Here is a 17,014-nt window from a genome sequence, read left to right as displayed (position 1 = left end):
CGCTAACGGGGGAGGACCACGACGTACGCCGCCGGGTCACGGTCGTGCGACGCCATCAGGGCGGTGCGGACGACCGTGGCCTGCTGGTCGAGGGCGTCCCTGAGCTTCTGCGCGCCCAGGTGGACGACCGTGATGCCGAGCCGCTCCAGAAGCTCGCGCTTGCGTGCGTACTCCGACCACAGGGCGTCGTCGTGCCGCAGGCCCTGCCGGGGGACGCGGGTGTCGAGCTGCACGGCGACGGCCTGGTCGGGCCAGTAGGCGTCGACGCCGCCGAGGTGCGGGCCGCCCGGGAGCCGGAGGTCCACGTTCCACAGGGGCGCGGGCAGGCCGTGCTCGGCGACCATGCGGTACAGCCGGTCCTCGGCGATGGCACGCCCCTCGGCGAGCAGCGAGTCGACGGCGTCCACGACGTGCGGCAGGGAGAGCAGCCGGGCGTTGCGCAACTCGCGGACCACGGCCAGGGGTTCGCAGTGGCCGCCGCGCACCGCCTCGGTGAGCAGCCGGCGCACGGCACCCGCGTCGGCGAGCTGGGCCACCGCGTCGGCGAGGGCGCGCGGCACCGGCGCCACCGGGAAGCCGGCGATCTGCTGGGTGGTCGGCATCGCGGGGCTGCGCACGAGCCGCGTGAACCCCACGGACCGCAGGCGGCGCGTGCGCGGGACGAGGACGTCGACGCGGTCGAGCGAGAGCAGCGGGGGAGCGGAGGCGAACCGGTGCAGGGCGAGGGCGGCGAGGCCGGTGATCATCGCGTCGGCGTACGGGGCGTGCGGCTCGCCCGCCTGGGGCTGCGCGGGCACGGCCCTGGCCTGGCGGACCGGTGGGCGCCCCGCGTACAACAGGGCGCCGTGCAGCCGTTCCTCACTGGTCGGCGGCCCCGGGTGCAGCAGCCAGACGCCGGGCAGGAGCTGCTGCCAGGGGCCGCCGGGCAGGCAGTGGGCGCCGGCGTCGGCGGCGGAGACGCCGTGCGTACGGAGCTGGGCGGCGCTCATGACGCGGGGGCGGGCGTCGGCGAGGTGCGGGAGGGGGAGGGGGGAGAGCGGGGCTTCGTGGTTCATGCCCGGGTCGTTCCCTCATGGGGGCGGCGCACTAACCGCTGTTACAAGCCCGTCGTCAAACCCGGACAACTCTGCCCTAAAGCACGGGCGTTCGACCACCGATGATCTCTGGCCCGCGGGCCCGCGCGCAAAACCCCCGGGGCCGGTTTCTGCTGGGGCGCCCTCCCCCGGAGGCCGGGCACCCCGCGAGGAGCGCGGGATGCCCGGGGGGCGGGGTCAGCCGGTGGTCACGACGCGTCGCAGGCCTGGGCCCGCAGGGAGCGGGCCAGGTCGTCGCGGGCTTCCAGGACCAGGCGGCGCAGGGCCGGGGCCGACGCCTCGTGCGCGCTGAGCCAGGCGTCCGCCGCGGCCAGCGTCGCCTCGTCGGACTGGAGGTGGGGGAACAGGCCCCGCACCACGTCCATGCCGATCTGGATGGACCGCTCCGCCCACACCCGCTCGATCGCGTCGAAGTACTTCGCGACGTACGGAGCGGCGAGCTCCCGCTGCGACGGCTGCGAGAAGCCGGAGATCGTCGCCTCGACCAGCGCGTTCGACAGGGCGCTCGACTCGACCACGGAGGCCCACGCCTGCGCCTTGACGGCCGCCGAGGGACGGGCGGCCAGGCACCGCACCTGGTGCCGCTTGCCGGAGGCCGTGTCGTCACGGGCCAGCTCCGCCGCGAGGACCTCCTCGTCGGCGGCGCCGTGCGCGGCCAGCGGGGTGAGCAGCGCCCAGCGCAGCTCCTGGTCGATCTCCAGGCCGTCGATCTTGGCCGTGCCGTCGAGCAGGCCCTGGAGCAGCTGGAGATCGGCCGGCGAGGACGCCACCGCGGCGAGGAAGCGGGCCCACGTCAGCTGGTGCTGGCTGCCCGGCTCGGCGATCCGCAGCTCCCGCAGCGCCCCTTCGGCGAGGTCCCGGGCGCCCTCCTCGCGCCACTCCGGCGCGGCGTAGTGCGTGAGGGCGGAGTTGGTCCACGCGTGCAGCATCTGCAGGACGCCGATGTCGCTCTCGCGGCCGGCGAAGCGCAGCACGAGCCCGATGAAGTCCCGGGCGGGCATCAGGGCGTCCCGCGTCAGGCTCCACAGGGCGGACCAGCACAGGGCGCGGGCGAGCGGGTCGGTGATGTCGCCGAGGTGCTCGCGCAGCGTGGCGAGGGAGTTCTCGTCGAAGCGGATCTTGCAGTAGGTCAGGTCGTCGTCGTTGACCAGGACCAGCTCGGGAGCCTGCTCACCGGCCAGCTCGGCCACGACCGTGCGCGGGCCCTCGACGTCGACCTCCGCGCGGGCGTACCGCTCCAGGGCGCCGCCGGCCGCCCTGCGGTAGAGGCCCACCGCGACGCGGTGCGGACGCAGCTCGGGGTGGGACTCGGCGGCCTCCTGGAGCACGGACAGCTCGGTGACGCGGCCCTCCGCGTTCAGGATGACCTGCGGGGTCAGGGAGTTGACGCCCGCGGTCTGCAGCCAGGACCGCGACCAGGCCGCCATGTCGCGCCCCGAGGTCTCCTCCAGGACGGAGAGCAGGTCGCCGAGGACCGTGTTGCCGTACGCGTGGCGCTTGAAGTAGCGGCGGGCGCCCTCCAGGAACGCGTCCCGCCCGACGTACGCCACGAGCTGCTTGAGCACCGAGGCGCCCTTCGCGTACGTGATCCCGTCGAAGTTGAGCTTGGCGTCCTCCAGGTCGCGGATGTCGGCGGTGACCGGGTGGGTGGAGGGGAGCTGGTCGGCGCGGTAGGCCCACGCCTTGCGGTTGTTGGCGAAGGTGATCCAGCCGTTGGTGAAGCGCGTCGCCTCGACCATGGAGAAGGAGCCCATGAAGTCGGCGAAGGACTCCTTGAGCCACAGGTCGTCCCACCACCGCATGGTGACCAGGTCGCCGAACCACATGTGCGCCATCTCGTGCAGGATGACGTTGGCCCGGCGCTCGTACGACGCCTGGGTGACCTTGCCGCGGAAGATGAACTCCTCGCGGAAGGTCACGAGGCCCGGGTTCTCCATCGCGCCCAGGTTGTACTCCGGCACGAAGGCCTGGTCGTACTTCCCGAAGGGGTAGGGGTAGTCGAAGTTGTCGTGGAAGAAGTCCAGGCCCTGCTTCGTCACCAGGAAGACGTCGTCGGCGTCGAAGTGCGGGGCGAGGCCCTTGCGGCACATCGCGCCGAGCGGGATCTCCAGGCGCGTGCCGTCGTCGAGGACGCGCTCGTACCGGTCCTCGACGTAGTGGTAGGGGCCCGCCACGACCGCCGTGATGTACGTCGAGATCGGCTTCGTCTCGGCGAACCTCCAGACGCCGTCGGACAGTTCGCCCACGCCGTTGGACCACACCGTCCAGCCCTCGGGGGCCTGCACCTGGAAGCGGTAGGGCGCCTTCAGGTCCGGCTGCTCGAAGTTGGCGTAGACGCGGCGGGCGTCCGCCGGCTCGTACTGGGTGTAGAGGTAGACCTCGCCGTCCTCCGGGTCGACGAAGCGGTGCATGCCCTCACCGGTGCGGCTGTAGGCGCACTGCGCGTCCACCACCAGTTCGTTCTCCTCGGCCAGGTCGTCGAGCGCGATCCGGGTGCCGTCGAAGACCTCGGCGGGGTCGAGGTCCCTGCCGTTGAGGGAGAGGGCCGTGACGCTCGGCGCGACGAGGTCGGCGAAGCTCGTGGCGCCCGGCTCGGCGCGGAAGCGGATCGTGGTCACCGACCGGAACGTGCGCGGCTCCTGACCGCTCTCGCCGACCGCCGAACGCAGGTCGAGGAAGACCTCGTAGCCATCGACGGACAGCAGCGCGGCCCTCTCATGGGCCTCGTCGCGGGACAGATTCTCACCGGGCACGGGCGGCACTCCTTCGTGACTCGCTTGGTTGCGTGACTCGCATGCCGCATGGCTCGCATGCCGCGCATGACTCGTACGAATGTCTAGATCCTCGCATGTGCCGTCGGCTGCCGACATCCGGGAATGCCCCGGTGCGCCCCCGACGTTCCCCTGCCCAGGCGCCGAACACCTTCCCTAGGGAGAGACATGTCCGAGAACACCGGCAAGACCCCTGTCGACTTCTGGTTCGACCCGCTGTGCCCCTGGGCGTGGATGACGTCCCGCTGGATGCTGGAGGTGGAGAAGGTCCGCGACGTACAGGTCCGGTGGCACGTGATGAGCCTGGCCGTCCTGAACGAGGACAAGATCGACGAGCTTCCCGAGGAGTACCGGGAGATGCTGGAGACCAAGGCCTGGGGCCCGGTCCGCGTCGTCGTCGCCGCCCAGCAGAAGCACGGCGACGAGATCGTCGGGGACCTGTACACCGCGCTCGGCACGCGCTTCCACAACCGTGGCGAGGGCCCGACCCGCGAGGCGGTCGCCGGCGCCCTGAAGGACGTGGGCCTGCCCGCCGACCTCGTCGAGTACATGGATTCCGACGCCTACGACACCGAGCTGCGCGCCTCCCACAAGGAGGGCATCGACAAGGTGGGCCAGGAGGTCGGCACGCCGGTCATCGCGGTCCCCGGCGCGGACGGCGAGCAGGTCGCCTTCTTCGGCCCCGTGGTCACCCCCGCCCCCAAGGGCGACGCCGCCGCCAGGCTCTGGGACGGCACGCTGCTCGTGGCGTCGACGCCGGGCTTCTACGAGATCAAGCGCACCCGCACGCAGGGCCCGATCTTCGACTGACCGGCGTAGAGCTGCCGCCGGGCTAGCCGAAAGTCTCCTTCGGCAGCTGGAAGCCCCGCTTCTGTACGTGGTAGGGCTGGACCCAGAGGCAGCCGGGGTTCGTGCAGCGCCAGAAGCCGCGGGCCTCCGCGACGCCCACTTCCTGGGCGATGTGCACCTCCTCGGCCGGGGTGACCCTGCGGAACAGGTGCAGTTGTCGGCATGTGGGGCAGTGCTTCTCGTCCACCATGCCGACACGTTCCCGTAGAACCCCGGCAACCGAAAGGCCCCCGTGAGTCACGTCCTCACGGGGGCCTTTCCCTCATCCGCCCGCCCCGGCGAAAGTTGAGAAGACGATCACGAGGCGGGACGTTCTCACGGGGTCAGCAGGAGGCTGTTCACCCGCTGCTTGGCGGCATCGAGGCGCTTGGCGACGTCCTGCCAGTTGACGACCTGCCACATGGCCTCGATGAAGTCGACCTTCTGGTTCTTGTACTGCAGGTAGAAGGCGTGCTCCCAGGCGTCGAAGACCAGGATCGGCGTGGAGCCCTGGCCGACGTTGCCCTGGTGGTCGTAGACCTGCTCGACGATGAGGCGGCCGCTGAGCGGCTCGTAGGCGAGCACACCCCAGCCGGAGCCCTGCGTGGTCGCCGCGGCCTTGGTGAGCTGGGTCTTGAACTTGGCGAAGGAGCCGAACGACTCGGTGATCGCGTCCGCGAGCTCGCCCACGCCGTCGGCGGCCAGCGGCTCGCCGCCGCCACCGTCCTTGGGGCTGTTCATGTTGTGCCAGTAGATGCTGTGCAGGATGTGGCCGGAGAGGTGGAAGGCCAGGTTCTTCTCCAGGCCGTTGATGGCGCCCCACGTCTCCTTGTCGCGCGCCTCCTCCAGCTGTTCCAGGGTGTCGTTCGCGCCCTTCACGTACGCCGCGTGGTGCTTGTCGTGGTGCAGCTCGATGATCTGCGGGTTGATCACCGGCTCCAGCGCCGCGTAGTCGTACGGGAGTTCAGGAAGCGTGTAAATGGCCATGGTGCGAGCCCTCCGACTGCTGCTCTGCTGAGTGCGTCCGCTTATTGCAACCTATATGCAAGTGCAGGCTAACAGCAGCAACGCCGCGCGGTTGATCAGCCCTTCGACCTAGGACCGCCGGACGCGCGAAAGGCCCCGGGTACGCCGAAGGGGCCCGGGGTCGACATCGACCCCGGGCCCCTTCGGCGGCGTACGTCGCCGCCGCCTACTCGGCGGCCTCCGCCACCGGCCGTTCCGCCATCCGCTGGCGCACGTAGCCGATCACGGCGAGCACCAGCGTGAGCGAACCCGTCGCGATGAGCTGCTTGCGCGTGTCGGGCTGCTCCGTCATCAGGTAGAAGATGTACGCCATCGCGGCCAGCGCCACCCAGGTCAGGACGGGGTACGCCCACATCCGGACGACCAGCTTCTGCGGCTCGTCGCGCTCCGTCCTGCGGCGCAGGATGAGCTGCGAGACGGCGATGAAGATCCAGACGACGAGGATCATCGCGCCGATCATGTTCAGCAGCCAGGGGAAGACGTCGTCGGGGCGCCAGTAGCTGAGCAGCACGCAGACGAAGCCGAAGACCGAGGAGGCGAGCACCGCGAGGCGCGGCACGCCGCTGTGGACCCGGCCGAGCACCTTGGGGCCCTGGCCGCGCTCGATCAGGGAGTACGACATGCGCGACGCGCCGTAGATGTTGGCGTTCATCGCGGAGAGCAGGGCGATGAGGATGACGACGTTCATGATCTGGCCCGCGGCGGGGATGCCCAGGTGGTCGAGGGTGGCGACGTAGGGGCCCTTGTCGGCGACCTCCTTGTCGTCCCACGGCAGCAGCGTGACCACCACGAGCATGGAGCCCACGTAGAAGAGGGCGATGCGCCACATCGCCGTGCGCACGGCCTTGGCGACGCTCTGGACCGGGTTCTTGGACTCGGCGGCGGCGATCGTGACGGTCTCCAGGCCGCCGTACGCGAAGACGGAGGCGAGGAGGCCGATGATCAGGCCGTCCGTGCCCTTCGGCATGAAGCCGCCCTCGCCGGTGAGGTGGGCGGTGCCGGGGGCGGAGACGTCCGAGCCGGGCAGGATGCCGATGATCGCGAGGACGCCGATGCCGAGGAAGAGCACGATCGCGCCGACCTTGAGGGCGGCGAACCAGAACTCGAACTCGCCGAAGTTCTTCACGGCCGTCAGGTTCGAGCCGCAGAACACCAGCATGAACAGGGCGACCCAGGCCCACTGCGGCGTACCGGGGAACCAGCCCACCATGATGTCCGCGGCGCCGATGCCCTCGATGCCGACGGCGACGCAGAGCAGGAACCAGAAGCCCCAGCCGGCCGTGAAGCCCGCCCAGGGGCCGATGGCCCGCTCGGCGTGGACGGAGAAGGAGCCGGAGGCCGGGTTGGCGGCCGACATCTCGCCCAGCATGCGCATCACGAGCATGACGAGCGCGCCGGATACGGCATAGGCGAGGACGATCGAGGGGCCCGCGGCGGCGATGCCCGCTCCGGAGCCCACGAAGAGCCCGGCACCGATCACGCCGCCGAGGGCGATCATCGACAGGTGCCGCTGCTTGAGGCCGTGGACGAGCGGGGAGTCGGCCGCGGGCGCCGAGCCGGATGCTTCGTCGGGAGATGCGTCCTTGGATGCGGACGTCCGAGACATGGGCGTGCCCTGTTCAGTAGCCGAGACGGGGGACGAGCGGGCCCACAGTCTGGAGTCCGGTACCGCTGGCAGGGAACAGCGGACCGCTATACGGACACGACGCTTACACGTCGTGAAGGTGTGGCCACATTTTGCTTACCTGGTGTTTACAAATGGCCCATGCCATTCCGGTTCCCGTCCGCTCCGCGCCGCGCACGCCACTCCCGCAGCCCCGCGATCACCAGGACCAGCCCCGTGGCGCCCGCCGACCACAGGAGCTGGGGCCGCGCCCCGTCGTCGGTCAGCATCAGGCCGAGCACGACGGCCATCGCGGCCAGCGCCGCCCAGGTCAGATACGGGAAGGCCCACATCCGCAGCACGAGCCGCTCGGGGGCCTCCCGCTCGATGCGCCGCCGCAGCCGCAGCTGGGACACCGCGATCAGCGCCCACACGAAGAGCAGGACGGCGCCGACCGAGTTGAGCATGTAGAGGAAGACCGAGTCGGGCCACTCCAGATTGAGCAGGACCGACACGAAGCCGAAGGCGACCGAGGCGAGCACCGCACGGCGCGGCACCCCGCCGCCCGCGACCTTGAGCAGGGCCTTCGGCGCCTCACCGCGCTCGGCCAGCGAGAAGACCATGCGGGAGGAGCCGTAGAGGTTGGCGTTGAGCGCCGAGAGCAGGGCCACGAAGACGACGATGTTCATGATCGTCCCGGCGGACGGCACGCCGATCGAGTCGAGCACCGTCACATAGGGGCTGACGCCCGCCTTCTGCACCGTCCAGGGCAGCACCGTCACGATGACCAGCATCGAGCCGACGTAGAAGAAGAGGATGCGGTAGACGGCGCTGCGCACGGCGCGGGTGACCGAGCGGACCGGGTCGTCGGACTCGGCGGCGGCGATCGTGACGACCTCCAGGCCGCCGAAGGCGAAGACGACGGCGAGCACCCCGGAGACCACGCCCTCCCAGCCGTTGGGCAGGAAACCGCCGTCACCGCTGAGGTGGCTGAGGCCCACGGGGTCGCCGGAGGCGTGCGAGCCGGCCGGCAGGACCCCGAAGACCGCTAGCAGGCCGAGCACGAGGAAGGCGACGATCGCGCAGACCTTCAGCGTGGCGAACCAGAACTCGAACTCGCCGAAGTTCTTCACCGAGGCGAGGTTCGCCCCGGTGAAGACCACCATGAAGACGAGGACCCAGGCCCACTGCGGCACGGCGGGCGCCCAGCCGTTGGCGATCCGCGCGGCGCCGGTCGCCTCCACGGCGAGCACGACCACCAGCAGGAACCAGTACAGCCAGCCGACGCTGAACCCGGCCCAGCGGCCGAGCGCGCGCTCGGCGTGCACGGAGAACGAGCCCGAAGCGGGCATCGCCGCCGACATCTCGCCCAGCATCCGCATCACGCACATCGCGAGCGCCCCGGCGATCAGGTACGACACGACGATGCCGGGCCCGGCGACCGCGATCCCCGCCCCCGACCCGACGAAGAGCCCCGCCCCGATGACGCCGCCGAGCCCCAGCATGGTGAGGTGGCGCTGCTTGAGACCACCGGCGAGCGGTTCGTCGCCGCCGCCGAGGGGATCGACGGTGGCCTTGGGGTCGTGCATGGCGCTCAGCTGGCTCTCAGGGTGCTCAAGGAGTTTGGCGGGACTCCACAGTCTCCCCGGGCGGTGACCCCCGGCGCAAAACGAGGCACCCACCCGCCGACCTCCGTGACGAGCGTCACGCCCCGCGAGGTGTACAGGGCGCGCTTTGTACGGAGCCCACCAAGGCCCCGCCCCCGGGTTGTCGCCCGGAGACCGTGTGGCCGCGCCCCGGCCTGGGATAGCGTCGAGCCGTCCCAACCTGCCCACGTCCCCGCGGAGTCCCGATGAGCATCGCCGCTGCCACCACCCGCCCCGGCCAGGTCCTCGCCGACCTGCTGCCCGCGTCCCGCGCGAAGGACGCGGCCCTCGTGCTCGGCGGCGCCGCGCTCACCGGGATCGCCGCCCAGATCGCGGTGCCCGTGCCGGGCTCCCCGGTGCCGGTGACCGGGCAGACCTTCGCCGCGCTCCTCGTCGGCACCGCGCTGGGTGCCCGCCGCGGCTTCCTCTCGCTCGCGCTGTACGCCCTCGTGGGCATGGCCGGCATGCCGTGGTTCGCGGAGGCGGGCTCGGGCGTCGCGGCCCCCTCCCTCGGCTACGTCCTCGGCATGCTGCTGGCCGCCACGGTGGTGGGCGCCCTCGCCCGCCGCGGCGGCGACCGCTCGGTGCCGCGCACGGCGGGCACGATGGTCCTCGGCTCCGCGATCATCTACGCGGTCGGCGTGCCCTACCTCGCCGCCGCGACCGGCATGTCCCTGACCCAGGCCGTCGCCGCCGGGCTCACGCCCTTCCTGATCGGCGACGCCCTCAAGGCCGCGCTCGCCATGGGCGCGCTGCCGACGGCGTGGAAGCTGCTCGACCGCTAGCGGACGCTGTAGTTCCGCCTGAAGAGGTTCGCCGGGTCGTACAGGGCCTTCAGTTCGGCGAGCCTCTTCCGCGTTTCCGGGTCGTAGAGGCCGTCGGGGCGGTCGCCGCCGCCGAACGCGAAGTTCAGCGAGCGCCCCACCGTCTGCTCCGCCAGGTGCCCGAATGCCTCGGCGTGCACCTTCCGTACGGAGGCGGTGTCCGTACCGCCGAGCGGCGACAGGACGCGTACGAGCCAGCCCGCGTCGCGGTAGGGGACGGCGTTGGCCGCGGGCCGGGCCAGCGCGCCGCCCAGGTGGTTGAGCTGGACGACGTGCATGGACGCGGCGTCCGGGCCCGTCAGGGCGAGCAGCTCACCGGCGGCCGTCACGTCCAGGCCGCTCAGGAACGCGCTGTCGCCGTAGTAGGCGTGCGGGAAGTCGGGGTCGCCGTGGATGGTGTGGCTCTCGGCGTACGGCATCTCCCGCAGCGTGTCGGAGACGGCGGGCCCGAGCTTCCGCAGCGGCGCCACGAGGCGTTCGCCCTCGGCCGCGGGACCCGTGAACGCCACCCGCACCGCGACGAGGTAGCGGCCCCGGAGCTGGGGCGGGAGCTGCGGGATGTCCGGGTAGAGCAGCGCGGCCAGTGACGAGGTGAGCGCGTCGGGCAGGGTCCGCGTCCACCGCTCGTAGCCGGCGAGCAGGGCGGCCGGGTCCGTCTCGCGTCCGTCGAAGGCGAGCGCCCCGCCGTAGAGCCGGGCCACGGGCACCAGGCCGACTTCCAGTTCCGTGACCACGCCGAGGTTGGCGCCGCCTCCCAGCAGGCCCCAGTACAGCTCCGGGTCGCCGTCGGCGGTCACGTGGCGCGGCGTGCCGTCGGCCGTGACGACGCGGAGCGCACGTACGTGGTCGGCGGTGTATCCGAACTCCCGGGCGAGAATCCCGAGACCGCCGCCCAGCGTGTACGAGACGGCGCCCACGCTCGGCGCCGAGCCGTTGAGCGGTGCGAGGCCGTGGGGCGCGGCGGCCTCGACGACCTGGCCCCAGCGGGCCCCCGCGCCGACGGTGGCGGTACGGGCCCCGGCGTCGACGCGTACGGCGTCCATCCGCCGCGTACTGATCAGGACCCCGCCCTCCGACGCGCCCGGCAGCCCGTGCCCGGTGGCCTGTACGCCGACGGGCAGGCCGTGCTCGGCGGCATGGGACACGGCGGCGGTGACGTCGTCGGCGCTCCCGGCACCGAAGACGAGGGTGGGCCGGACCGCGAAGCCGGTCTGGAACCCGGCGAGTTCCTCGTCGTACCCGGCGTCACCGGGCCGGAACACGAGTCGCTGAGCGGTGAAGTCCACGGGATGCCTCCGTTGGCCGTCCGTGCGCGGCCGTGGGCCGCGCGTTCCCTGCCTGACGCGGCGAGCATCCCGCAATAACCTGACACCGGCCGTCAGCTTTTCCCCGGGCCGCGCACAGCACGGCGCCCCCGCGGTGAACCGCGGGGGCGCCGTGGGACAGGGTCCCTCAGGGCAGGGCAGGGCAGGGCAGGGCAGGGCAGGGCAGGGCAGGGCAGGGCTCAGGCCCCGGCCCGCTCCTCGGCCGTGTCGTCGTCCCGTCGGCCGACCTTCTCGCGGACCAGCGAGAAGACGACCACGAACGCGGCGGCGAGCAGGGAGAGGAGCACCTGCTTGCGTCCGGCCTCGTCGGTCAGCATGTAGACGAGGACGAACGAGATCATCCCGATCGTGACCCACGTCAGGTACGGGAACAGCCACATCTTCACGACGAGCTTCTCCGGCTCCTCGCGCAGGATGATGCCGCGCATCCGCAGCTGCGTGAAGCTGATGATCAGCCAGACGAAGAGGGCCACCGCGCCCGAGGAGTTGAGCAGGAAGTCGAAGACGGTGTCCTTCCACTGGTAGTTGAACCAGACGGCGACGAAGCCGAAGACGACGGAGCCGAGGATCGCGGCCTGCGGCACGCCGCGCGCGTTGGTGCGCGCGAAGGCCTTGGGCGCGTCGCCGCGCTGACCGAGCGAGAAGGCCATGCGGGAAGCGGTGTAGAGCCCGGAGTTGAGGCAGGAGAGTACGGCCGTGAGCACGATGACGTTCATGACCTGGCCGGCGTGCGGGATGCCGATCGAGTTGAGCGCGGCGACGTACGAGCCGTCCTCGGTGATCGACTTGTGGTTCCACGGCAGGAGCGTGATCACGACGAAGATCGAGCCCAGGTAGAAGACGCCGATGCGCCAGATCACGCTGTTCGTGGCCTTGGTGACGGCGCGCTGGGGGTCCTCGGACTCACCGGCGGCCAGGGTGACGATCTCGGAGCCCATGAACGAGAAGACGACCATGAGCACGCCCGTCAGGATGGCGCCCGCGCCCTTGGGCATGAAGCCGCCCGCGTCGGTGAGGTGCGCGAATCCGGCGCCGGGGTTGTCGGAGCCGGGCAGCACACCGAAGACGGCGAGCAGGCCGATGGCGACGAACGCGCCGATGGCGACGACCTTGATGCCCGCGAACCAGAACTCGAACTCGCCGTAGGAGCCGACCGAGACGAGGTTCGTCGCGGTGAGCACCACCATCACGATGAGCGCCCAGCCCCACTGGGGGACGGCCGGTATCCAGCCGTTGAGGATCACCGCGCCCGCGGTGGCCTCGACGGCGAGGACCACGACCCAGAAGAACCAGTACAGCCAGCCGATGGAGAACCCGGCCCAGCGGCCGAGCGCCTGGTCGGCGTAGGTGGAGAAGGAGCCGGACGTGGGCCGTGCGGCGGCCATCTCGCCCAGCATCCGCATGACGAGGACGACCATCGCGCCGACCAGGGCGTACGAGATGAGGATCGCGGGTCCCGCGGCGGCGATGCCGGAGCTCGAACCGACGAAGAGGCCGGCTCCGATGACGCCGCCGATGGCGATCATGGAGAGGTGCCGGTTCTTCAGACCCGCCTTGAGGCCGTCGCCGGAGTCACTGCCGCCAGTCTGCGGATCGCCGGGTCGCGGCGGGGTGCTGTCTGGCTTCGCAAGGGAGGGTTGCGAGGTCATGGACGATTCCTTAAGTTCTCGGGTCGCGAGCCCCCGCATTCAAACCCAGGGGTGATCGGGACGGAAGTCCTGAATCCGGATTGTTGTATTCCGGTCGATGGCCTGTACCAATGCCCTGACCCGGGGGATCAAGGTGCCGCCCCGGTCGCGGCTACCCGGCCCGCGACGTGCCACACTCGGACGCATGCGCGTGTACCTCGGCTCGGATCATGCCGGCTACGAACTCAAGAACCACCTGGTCGAATGGCTCAAGAGCCACGGCCACGAGCCCGTCGACTGCGGGCCCCACATCTACGACGCCCAGGACGACTATCCGCCGTTCTGCCTGCGTGCCGCCGAGCGGACCGCCGCGGACCCGGAGGCCCTCGGCATCGTCATCGGCGGCTCGGGCAACGGGGAGCAGATCGCCGCGAACAAGGTGAAGGGCGTCAGGGCCGCCCTCGCCTGGAGCGAGCAGACCGCCGCGCTCGGGCGTGAGCACAACGACGCCAACGTGATCTCGATCGGCGGCCGGATGCACACGCAGGAGGAGGCGACGAAGTTCGTCGAGATCTTCCTGGCCACGCCGTACTCGGGCGAGGCGCGGCACACCCGCCGGATCGACATGCTGTCGGCCTACGAGACCACGGGTGAACTGCCGCCCATCCCCGCCGGGCACCCCCAGCAGTAGCCGCCCCCACGGGGCTCCGCCCCGGACCCCGCTCCTCAGACGCCGGAGGGGCTGTTCTGCGGCCCCCCCGGCACCGAACCATCCCCGGAGGGACCCGTGCCGGAGGGGCACACCATTCACCGGCTGGCCCAGGACCACCTGGCACGGTTCGCCGGGAAGCCCGCGGGCGTCCGCAGCCCGCAGGGCAAGTTCTCCGACAGCGCCGCCCTCATCGACGGCCGGCCGATGGACACCGCCGAGGCCCATGGGAAGCACCTCTTCCTGGGCTTCGGCGAGGAGTGGGTCCACATCCACCTGGGTCTCTTCGGCAAGTACGCCCTCGGTGAGGTCCCCGCGCCGCCGCCCACGGACACCGTCCGGCTGCGGCTGGTCAACGACGCGTACTACTCCGACCTCCGCGGCCCGACCACCTGCGCCCTCATCACGGACGAGGAGAAGCGGGCGATACACGCCCGCCTCGGCCCCGACCCGCTGCGGGAGGGGGACGACCCGGAGAAGGCGTACCGGCGGATGGCGCGCAGCCGCACCACGGTCGCCGCGCTCCTCATGGACCAGAAGGTCATCGCCGGCGTCGGCAACGTCTACCGCGCCGAGGTCCTCTTCCGGCACGGCATCGACCCGTACACCCCGGGCAAGGACCTCACGCGGCGGCAGTGGGACGCCGTCTGGGCGGACCTGGTGGAGCTGATGCGGGAGGGCGTCCGCCTGAACCGCATCGACACCGTCAGGCCCGAGCACACCCCGGAGGCGATGGGCCGCCCGCCGCGCGTGGACGACCACGGCGGCGAGGTGTACGTCTACCGCAGGGCGAACCAGCCCTGCCACGTCTGCGGCGGCGAGATCCGCACCGCGGGCCTCGCCGCCCGCAACCTGTTCTGGTGCCCCACCTGCCAGCGGCCGGCCTGAGGCACCGCGGCCCGCCCGGGGCGCCCGCCGGAGCCCCCGGCTAGAACCCGTGCGGAAGCCAGGGCGCCACGTCGGAGCCGAAGGCGGGCGAGGCCTCGGCGAGGGCGCCCTGGCGCAGCTCCCGCACCCGGCCCGCGCCCGCGAGCGACGACAGGGAGGTGCCGCCGAGGTAGGCGGCGCCCAGCTCCCGTACCGAGAGGGCGAGGTCGGCCGCGTCCTCGGTGCGCTCGCACGAGGCCCCCTTGGTGTCACCGGTGAGCCGCCAGCGCCCCGCGTTCCAGGGGCAGAAGGCGTCGTCGACGTCGAGGACCACGTCCAGCGGCATCTGGTACGTACGCGCGGCGAGGGCCGCTCCCACGTCCACGAGGCGCACGTACAGCGAGTCGCGGACCGACACGTCGCACCGCCGGACGTCCGAGACGAGCTGGAGCAGCGGGTCGTCCACGGGGCGGCTGGCCGCGAGGACCGAGGACGTCAGGTCGATGCCGAAGAGGAAGCGCCACAGCGCCGCGTACGCCGCCGGGTCGAGGGCCTCTATGTCACGGACCCGGACCACGCCCTTGGGGCCCTTCCAGTCCCATTCGGGCTTGACGCAGAAGCGTACGTACCCGGCGAGTTCGCCCGCGCGTTCCGCGACGACGCACTGCAGCGGTGACGCGCCCTCCCGGTCCTCCTTGGGGTCGAGCAGGCCGAGGCGCTCCCAGCCGGGCTGCCGGGCCAGCATCCCGGGGCGCCGGGTGACCGCGCGTGCGTACAGCTCCTCGCACGCCTCGTGGACGTCGGCGGGTTTCGCGTACCGCAGGGCTACGTCATCCGTGCCTGCCGGGGTGGACAGCCGCACCCGGGACGTGTCGATGTCCGCCTTCATGTGCTGGGTCGCGGCGCCGTACCCGAACCGGCCGTAGATGGCCGGTTCCGAGGCGGTGAGCACGGCGAGGGGTTCGCCGAGCGCGCGCACGTCGTCGAGCTGACGCCGCATCATCGACGTCAGGATGCCGCGCCTGCGGTGCGTGGCCGCCACGCCGACCATCGTCACGCCCGCCGTTTCCACCAGGGCCCCGCCCGGCACGGAGAGCCGGAAGGAGAACGCCCCCGCCGCGCCCACGCAGGCCGCCCCGTCCCAGACGCCGATCGACCGCTCGCACTCGGTGAGCGACCGCCACAGGTCCTGCTCGTCGGGCGACTCCGGCACACCTCCGAACGCCACGTCCAACGTCTGGTACCACGTGTCCCATTCGTCCTTTGCGAGCGAGCGCAAGTCTGTTGTCATATGCCATGCCTACCAGGGCGGTGCGAACCGGTGCGACAGGATTAACGGGGCCATTTCCGGCCACCGCGCACCGCCCCTCCGCACCTGACGACCACGGACAAGTGGGACCTCCCGTGCGAAGCGCGCGGCCCGCTGGATAAGGTCCACGAGCAATGGCGGTACGAGGAGAACGTCGCGAGCGGCGGGCGGAAGCCGAGACATTCACGGCCCGGATGAAGAAGCGGATGCACCGGGTCCGCATAGTGCTGCGCAAATCCGGGGTCGACTACTTCCGCGGGGACGGCTCGGACTGGGTGGCCCTCGCGGGGCTGCTCCTCACCGTCCCGCTCATCACCTGCGGCACCCTCATGAACAGCGTGTGGTGCGCGCCCGCCGCCCTCGTCCTGCCCATCGTCGCGGGCGGACTGCTGCTGCGCCCCGCGAGCCTCCTGGGTCTCTACGCGGCCTCGGCGGTGGCCCTGATCGTGGAGTCCATCCTGCTCGGCCCCTACACCGAGGGGAACTCGCGCGTCACCCCCGGCGTGGTCCTCGTGGTGGCCGCCTGCGGCTTCTTCGGGCTCGTCGTCGCCCAGTTCCGCAGCCGCGTCGGCGTGCCGTGGCGCGGCGGCGGCACGATGCTGTTCGACCTGCGCGAGCGCATCCGCGTCCAGAGCAAGCTGCCGAGGCTGCCGCGCGGCTGGCACCGCGAGATGGCGCTGCGCCCGGCGGGCGGCCAGTCCTTCTCCGGCGACTTCGTCGTCGCGGCCCGTACGAACGGAGGCCGGACCCTGGAGATCGTCCTCACCGACGTCTCCGGCAAGGGCATGGACGCGGGTTCGCGCGCGCTGCTCCTGTCCGGCGCCTTCGGCGGCCTCCTCGGCTCGCTGCCGCCGCACTCCTTCCTGCCCGCCGCCAACGGCTATCTGCTCCGCCAGGACTGGGACGAGGGCTTCGCGACCTCCATCCACCTCGTGCTCGACCTGGAGACGGGCGACTACGAACTCTTCTCCGCGGGCCACCCGCCGGGCCTCCAGCTCAGCGCGGGCACCGGCCGCTGGGAGGAGAAGACGGGCCACGGTCCGCTCCTCGGGGTCTACGACGGGGCCCAGTTCGACCCGGTGAAGGGCCTGCTGCGCCCCGGCGACGTGCTGATGCTCTTCACCGACGGCCTGGTGGAGACCTCGGACCGCGACATCGCCGAGGGCATCGACCGCCTGACCGGCGAGGCCGACCGCTATGTGGCCGGCGGCTTCCACGGCGCGGCCTGGCACCTCATCGAGGCGGTCGCCAAGGACGTGAACGACGACCGCGCGCTGCTGCTGATCTGCCGGGAGGCGTGAGCCGCGACGCGGGGGAGGGCAAGCCTCCCCCGCGCGCGGGAGCGTGCCGGTATGACGGCTCGTCAGTGGCGGGTGGGGTGCGC

The 17,014-nt window shown here is 71.6% G+C and carries 14 protein-coding genes; 5 read left to right on the top strand and 9 right to left on the bottom strand.

What is annotated here, in order from left to right; genetic code table 11:
* Positions 1–2: 2 nt before the first annotated feature.
* Both AB0I16_RS10115 and pepN read right to left on the bottom strand, forming a co-directional pair.
* Positions 3–1,055 (bottom strand): hypothetical protein, encoded by a 1,053-nt coding sequence (locus AB0I16_RS10115; protein WP_363248837.1) that lies wholly within the window; start codon positions 1,053–1,055, stop codon positions 3–5.
* A 227-nt stretch (positions 1,056–1,282) separates the two neighbouring features.
* Positions 1,283–3,847, bottom strand: coding sequence for an aminopeptidase N (gene pepN, locus AB0I16_RS10110; protein WP_363248836.1), 2,565 nt, complete (start codon positions 3,845–3,847; stop codon positions 1,283–1,285).
* Positions 3,848–4,033: 186 nt separating this feature from the next.
* Here pepN and AB0I16_RS10105 point away from each other — a divergent pair, with 186 nt between their 5' ends.
* On the top strand, positions 4,034–4,675 hold the full coding sequence (locus tag AB0I16_RS10105; protein ID WP_363248835.1) for a DsbA family protein: 642 nt from the start codon (positions 4,034–4,036) through the stop codon (positions 4,673–4,675).
* 22 nt (positions 4,676–4,697) lie between these two features.
* Here AB0I16_RS10105 and AB0I16_RS10100 read toward each other — a convergent pair whose 3' ends face one another.
* From AB0I16_RS10100 to AB0I16_RS10085, 4 genes are all read right to left on the bottom strand, one after another.
* Positions 4,698–4,904 (bottom strand): hypothetical protein, encoded by a 207-nt coding sequence (locus tag AB0I16_RS10100; protein WP_363248834.1) that lies wholly within the window; start codon positions 4,902–4,904, stop codon positions 4,698–4,700.
* Between the two features lie 125 nt (positions 4,905–5,029).
* The gene (locus AB0I16_RS10095; protein ID WP_363248833.1) at positions 5,030–5,680 is read right to left on the bottom strand and encodes a superoxide dismutase; all 651 of its coding nucleotides are present in this window, start codon (positions 5,678–5,680) and stop codon (positions 5,030–5,032) included.
* Between the two features lie 205 nt (positions 5,681–5,885).
* Positions 5,886–7,325: an amino acid permease gene (locus AB0I16_RS10090; RefSeq protein ID WP_363248832.1), complete on the bottom strand. Its 1,440-nt coding sequence runs from the start codon at positions 7,323–7,325 to the stop codon at positions 5,886–5,888.
* A 146-nt stretch (positions 7,326–7,471) separates the two neighbouring features.
* Positions 7,472–8,911, bottom strand: coding sequence for an amino acid permease (locus AB0I16_RS10085; protein WP_363248831.1), 1,440 nt, complete (start codon positions 8,909–8,911; stop codon positions 7,472–7,474).
* A 263-nt stretch (positions 8,912–9,174) separates the two neighbouring features.
* Between AB0I16_RS10085 and AB0I16_RS10080 the strand changes: the two genes are divergently transcribed.
* Entirely contained in the window at positions 9,175–9,753 is a 579-nt protein-coding gene (locus tag AB0I16_RS10080; protein ID WP_363248830.1) for a biotin transporter BioY, read from the top strand.
* Here AB0I16_RS10080 and AB0I16_RS10075 read toward each other — a convergent pair.
* Entirely contained in the window at positions 9,750–11,078 is a 1,329-nt protein-coding gene (locus AB0I16_RS10075; RefSeq protein ID WP_363248829.1) for an FAD-binding oxidoreductase, read from the bottom strand. The two genes, AB0I16_RS10080 and AB0I16_RS10075, sit on opposite strands and share 4 nt — an antisense overlap.
* Positions 11,079–11,296: 218 nt before the next feature.
* Positions 11,297–12,766: an amino acid permease gene (locus AB0I16_RS10070; RefSeq protein ID WP_363248828.1), complete on the bottom strand. Its 1,470-nt coding sequence runs from the start codon at positions 12,764–12,766 to the stop codon at positions 11,297–11,299.
* Positions 12,767–12,950: 184 nt separating this feature from the next.
* On the opposite strand from AB0I16_RS10070, the gene AB0I16_RS10065 reads away from it, so the two are divergent.
* Both AB0I16_RS10065 and AB0I16_RS10060 read left to right on the top strand, forming a co-directional pair.
* On the top strand, positions 12,951–13,436 hold the full coding sequence (locus AB0I16_RS10065; protein WP_363248827.1) for a ribose-5-phosphate isomerase: 486 nt from the start codon (positions 12,951–12,953) through the stop codon (positions 13,434–13,436).
* 96 nt (positions 13,437–13,532) lie between these two features.
* Positions 13,533–14,342 (top strand): DNA-formamidopyrimidine glycosylase family protein, encoded by an 810-nt coding sequence (locus AB0I16_RS10060; RefSeq protein WP_363248826.1) that lies wholly within the window; start codon positions 13,533–13,535, stop codon positions 14,340–14,342.
* A 40-nt stretch (positions 14,343–14,382) separates the two neighbouring features.
* Here AB0I16_RS10060 and AB0I16_RS10055 read toward each other — a convergent pair whose 3' ends face one another.
* Complete coding sequence (locus AB0I16_RS10055; protein WP_363248825.1) at positions 14,383–15,612, bottom strand: GNAT family N-acetyltransferase; 1,230 nt, start codon at positions 15,610–15,612, stop codon at positions 14,383–14,385.
* A 152-nt stretch (positions 15,613–15,764) separates the two neighbouring features.
* On the opposite strand from AB0I16_RS10055, the gene AB0I16_RS10050 reads away from it, so the two are divergent.
* The gene (locus AB0I16_RS10050) at positions 15,765–16,931 is read left to right on the top strand and encodes a PP2C family protein-serine/threonine phosphatase (RefSeq protein ID WP_363248824.1); all 1,167 of its coding nucleotides are present in this window, start codon (positions 15,765–15,767) and stop codon (positions 16,929–16,931) included.
* Positions 16,932–17,014 lie beyond the last annotated feature (83 nt).

It is taken from the genome of Streptomyces sp. NPDC050703, assembly GCF_040654435.1.
GTDB lineage: Bacteria > Actinomycetota > Actinomycetes > Streptomycetales > Streptomycetaceae > Streptomyces.
This window is presented reverse-complemented; position numbering and strand designations above follow the sequence as displayed.

Coding starts and splice junctions, on each gene's coding strand:
- AB0I16_RS10115 (WP_363248837.1), bottom strand. CDS start 1,055: ATGAACCACGAAGCCCCGCTCTCCCCCCTCCCCCTCCCGCACCTCGCC.
- AB0I16_RS10105 (WP_363248835.1), top strand. CDS start 4,034: ATGTCCGAGAACACCGGCAAGACCCCTGTCGACTTCTGGTTCGACCCG.
- AB0I16_RS10100 (WP_363248834.1), bottom strand. CDS start 4,904: ATGGTGGACGAGAAGCACTGCCCCACATGCCGACAACTGCACCTGTTC.
- AB0I16_RS10095 (WP_363248833.1), bottom strand. CDS start 5,680: ATGGCCATTTACACGCTTCCTGAACTCCCGTACGACTACGCGGCGCTG.
- AB0I16_RS10090 (WP_363248832.1), bottom strand. CDS start 7,325: ATGTCTCGGACGTCCGCATCCAAGGACGCATCTCCCGACGAAGCATCC.
- AB0I16_RS10085 (WP_363248831.1), bottom strand. CDS start 8,911: ATGCACGACCCCAAGGCCACCGTCGATCCCCTCGGCGGCGGCGACGAA.
- AB0I16_RS10080 (WP_363248830.1), top strand. CDS start 9,175: ATGAGCATCGCCGCTGCCACCACCCGCCCCGGCCAGGTCCTCGCCGAC.
- AB0I16_RS10070 (WP_363248828.1), bottom strand. CDS start 12,766: ATGACCTCGCAACCCTCCCTTGCGAAGCCAGACAGCACCCCGCCGCGA.
- AB0I16_RS10065 (WP_363248827.1), top strand. CDS start 12,951: ATGCGCGTGTACCTCGGCTCGGATCATGCCGGCTACGAACTCAAGAAC.
- AB0I16_RS10055 (WP_363248825.1), bottom strand. CDS start 15,612: ATGACAACAGACTTGCGCTCGCTCGCAAAGGACGAATGGGACACGTGG.
- AB0I16_RS10050 (WP_363248824.1), top strand. CDS start 15,765: ATGGCGGTACGAGGAGAACGTCGCGAGCGGCGGGCGGAAGCCGAGACA.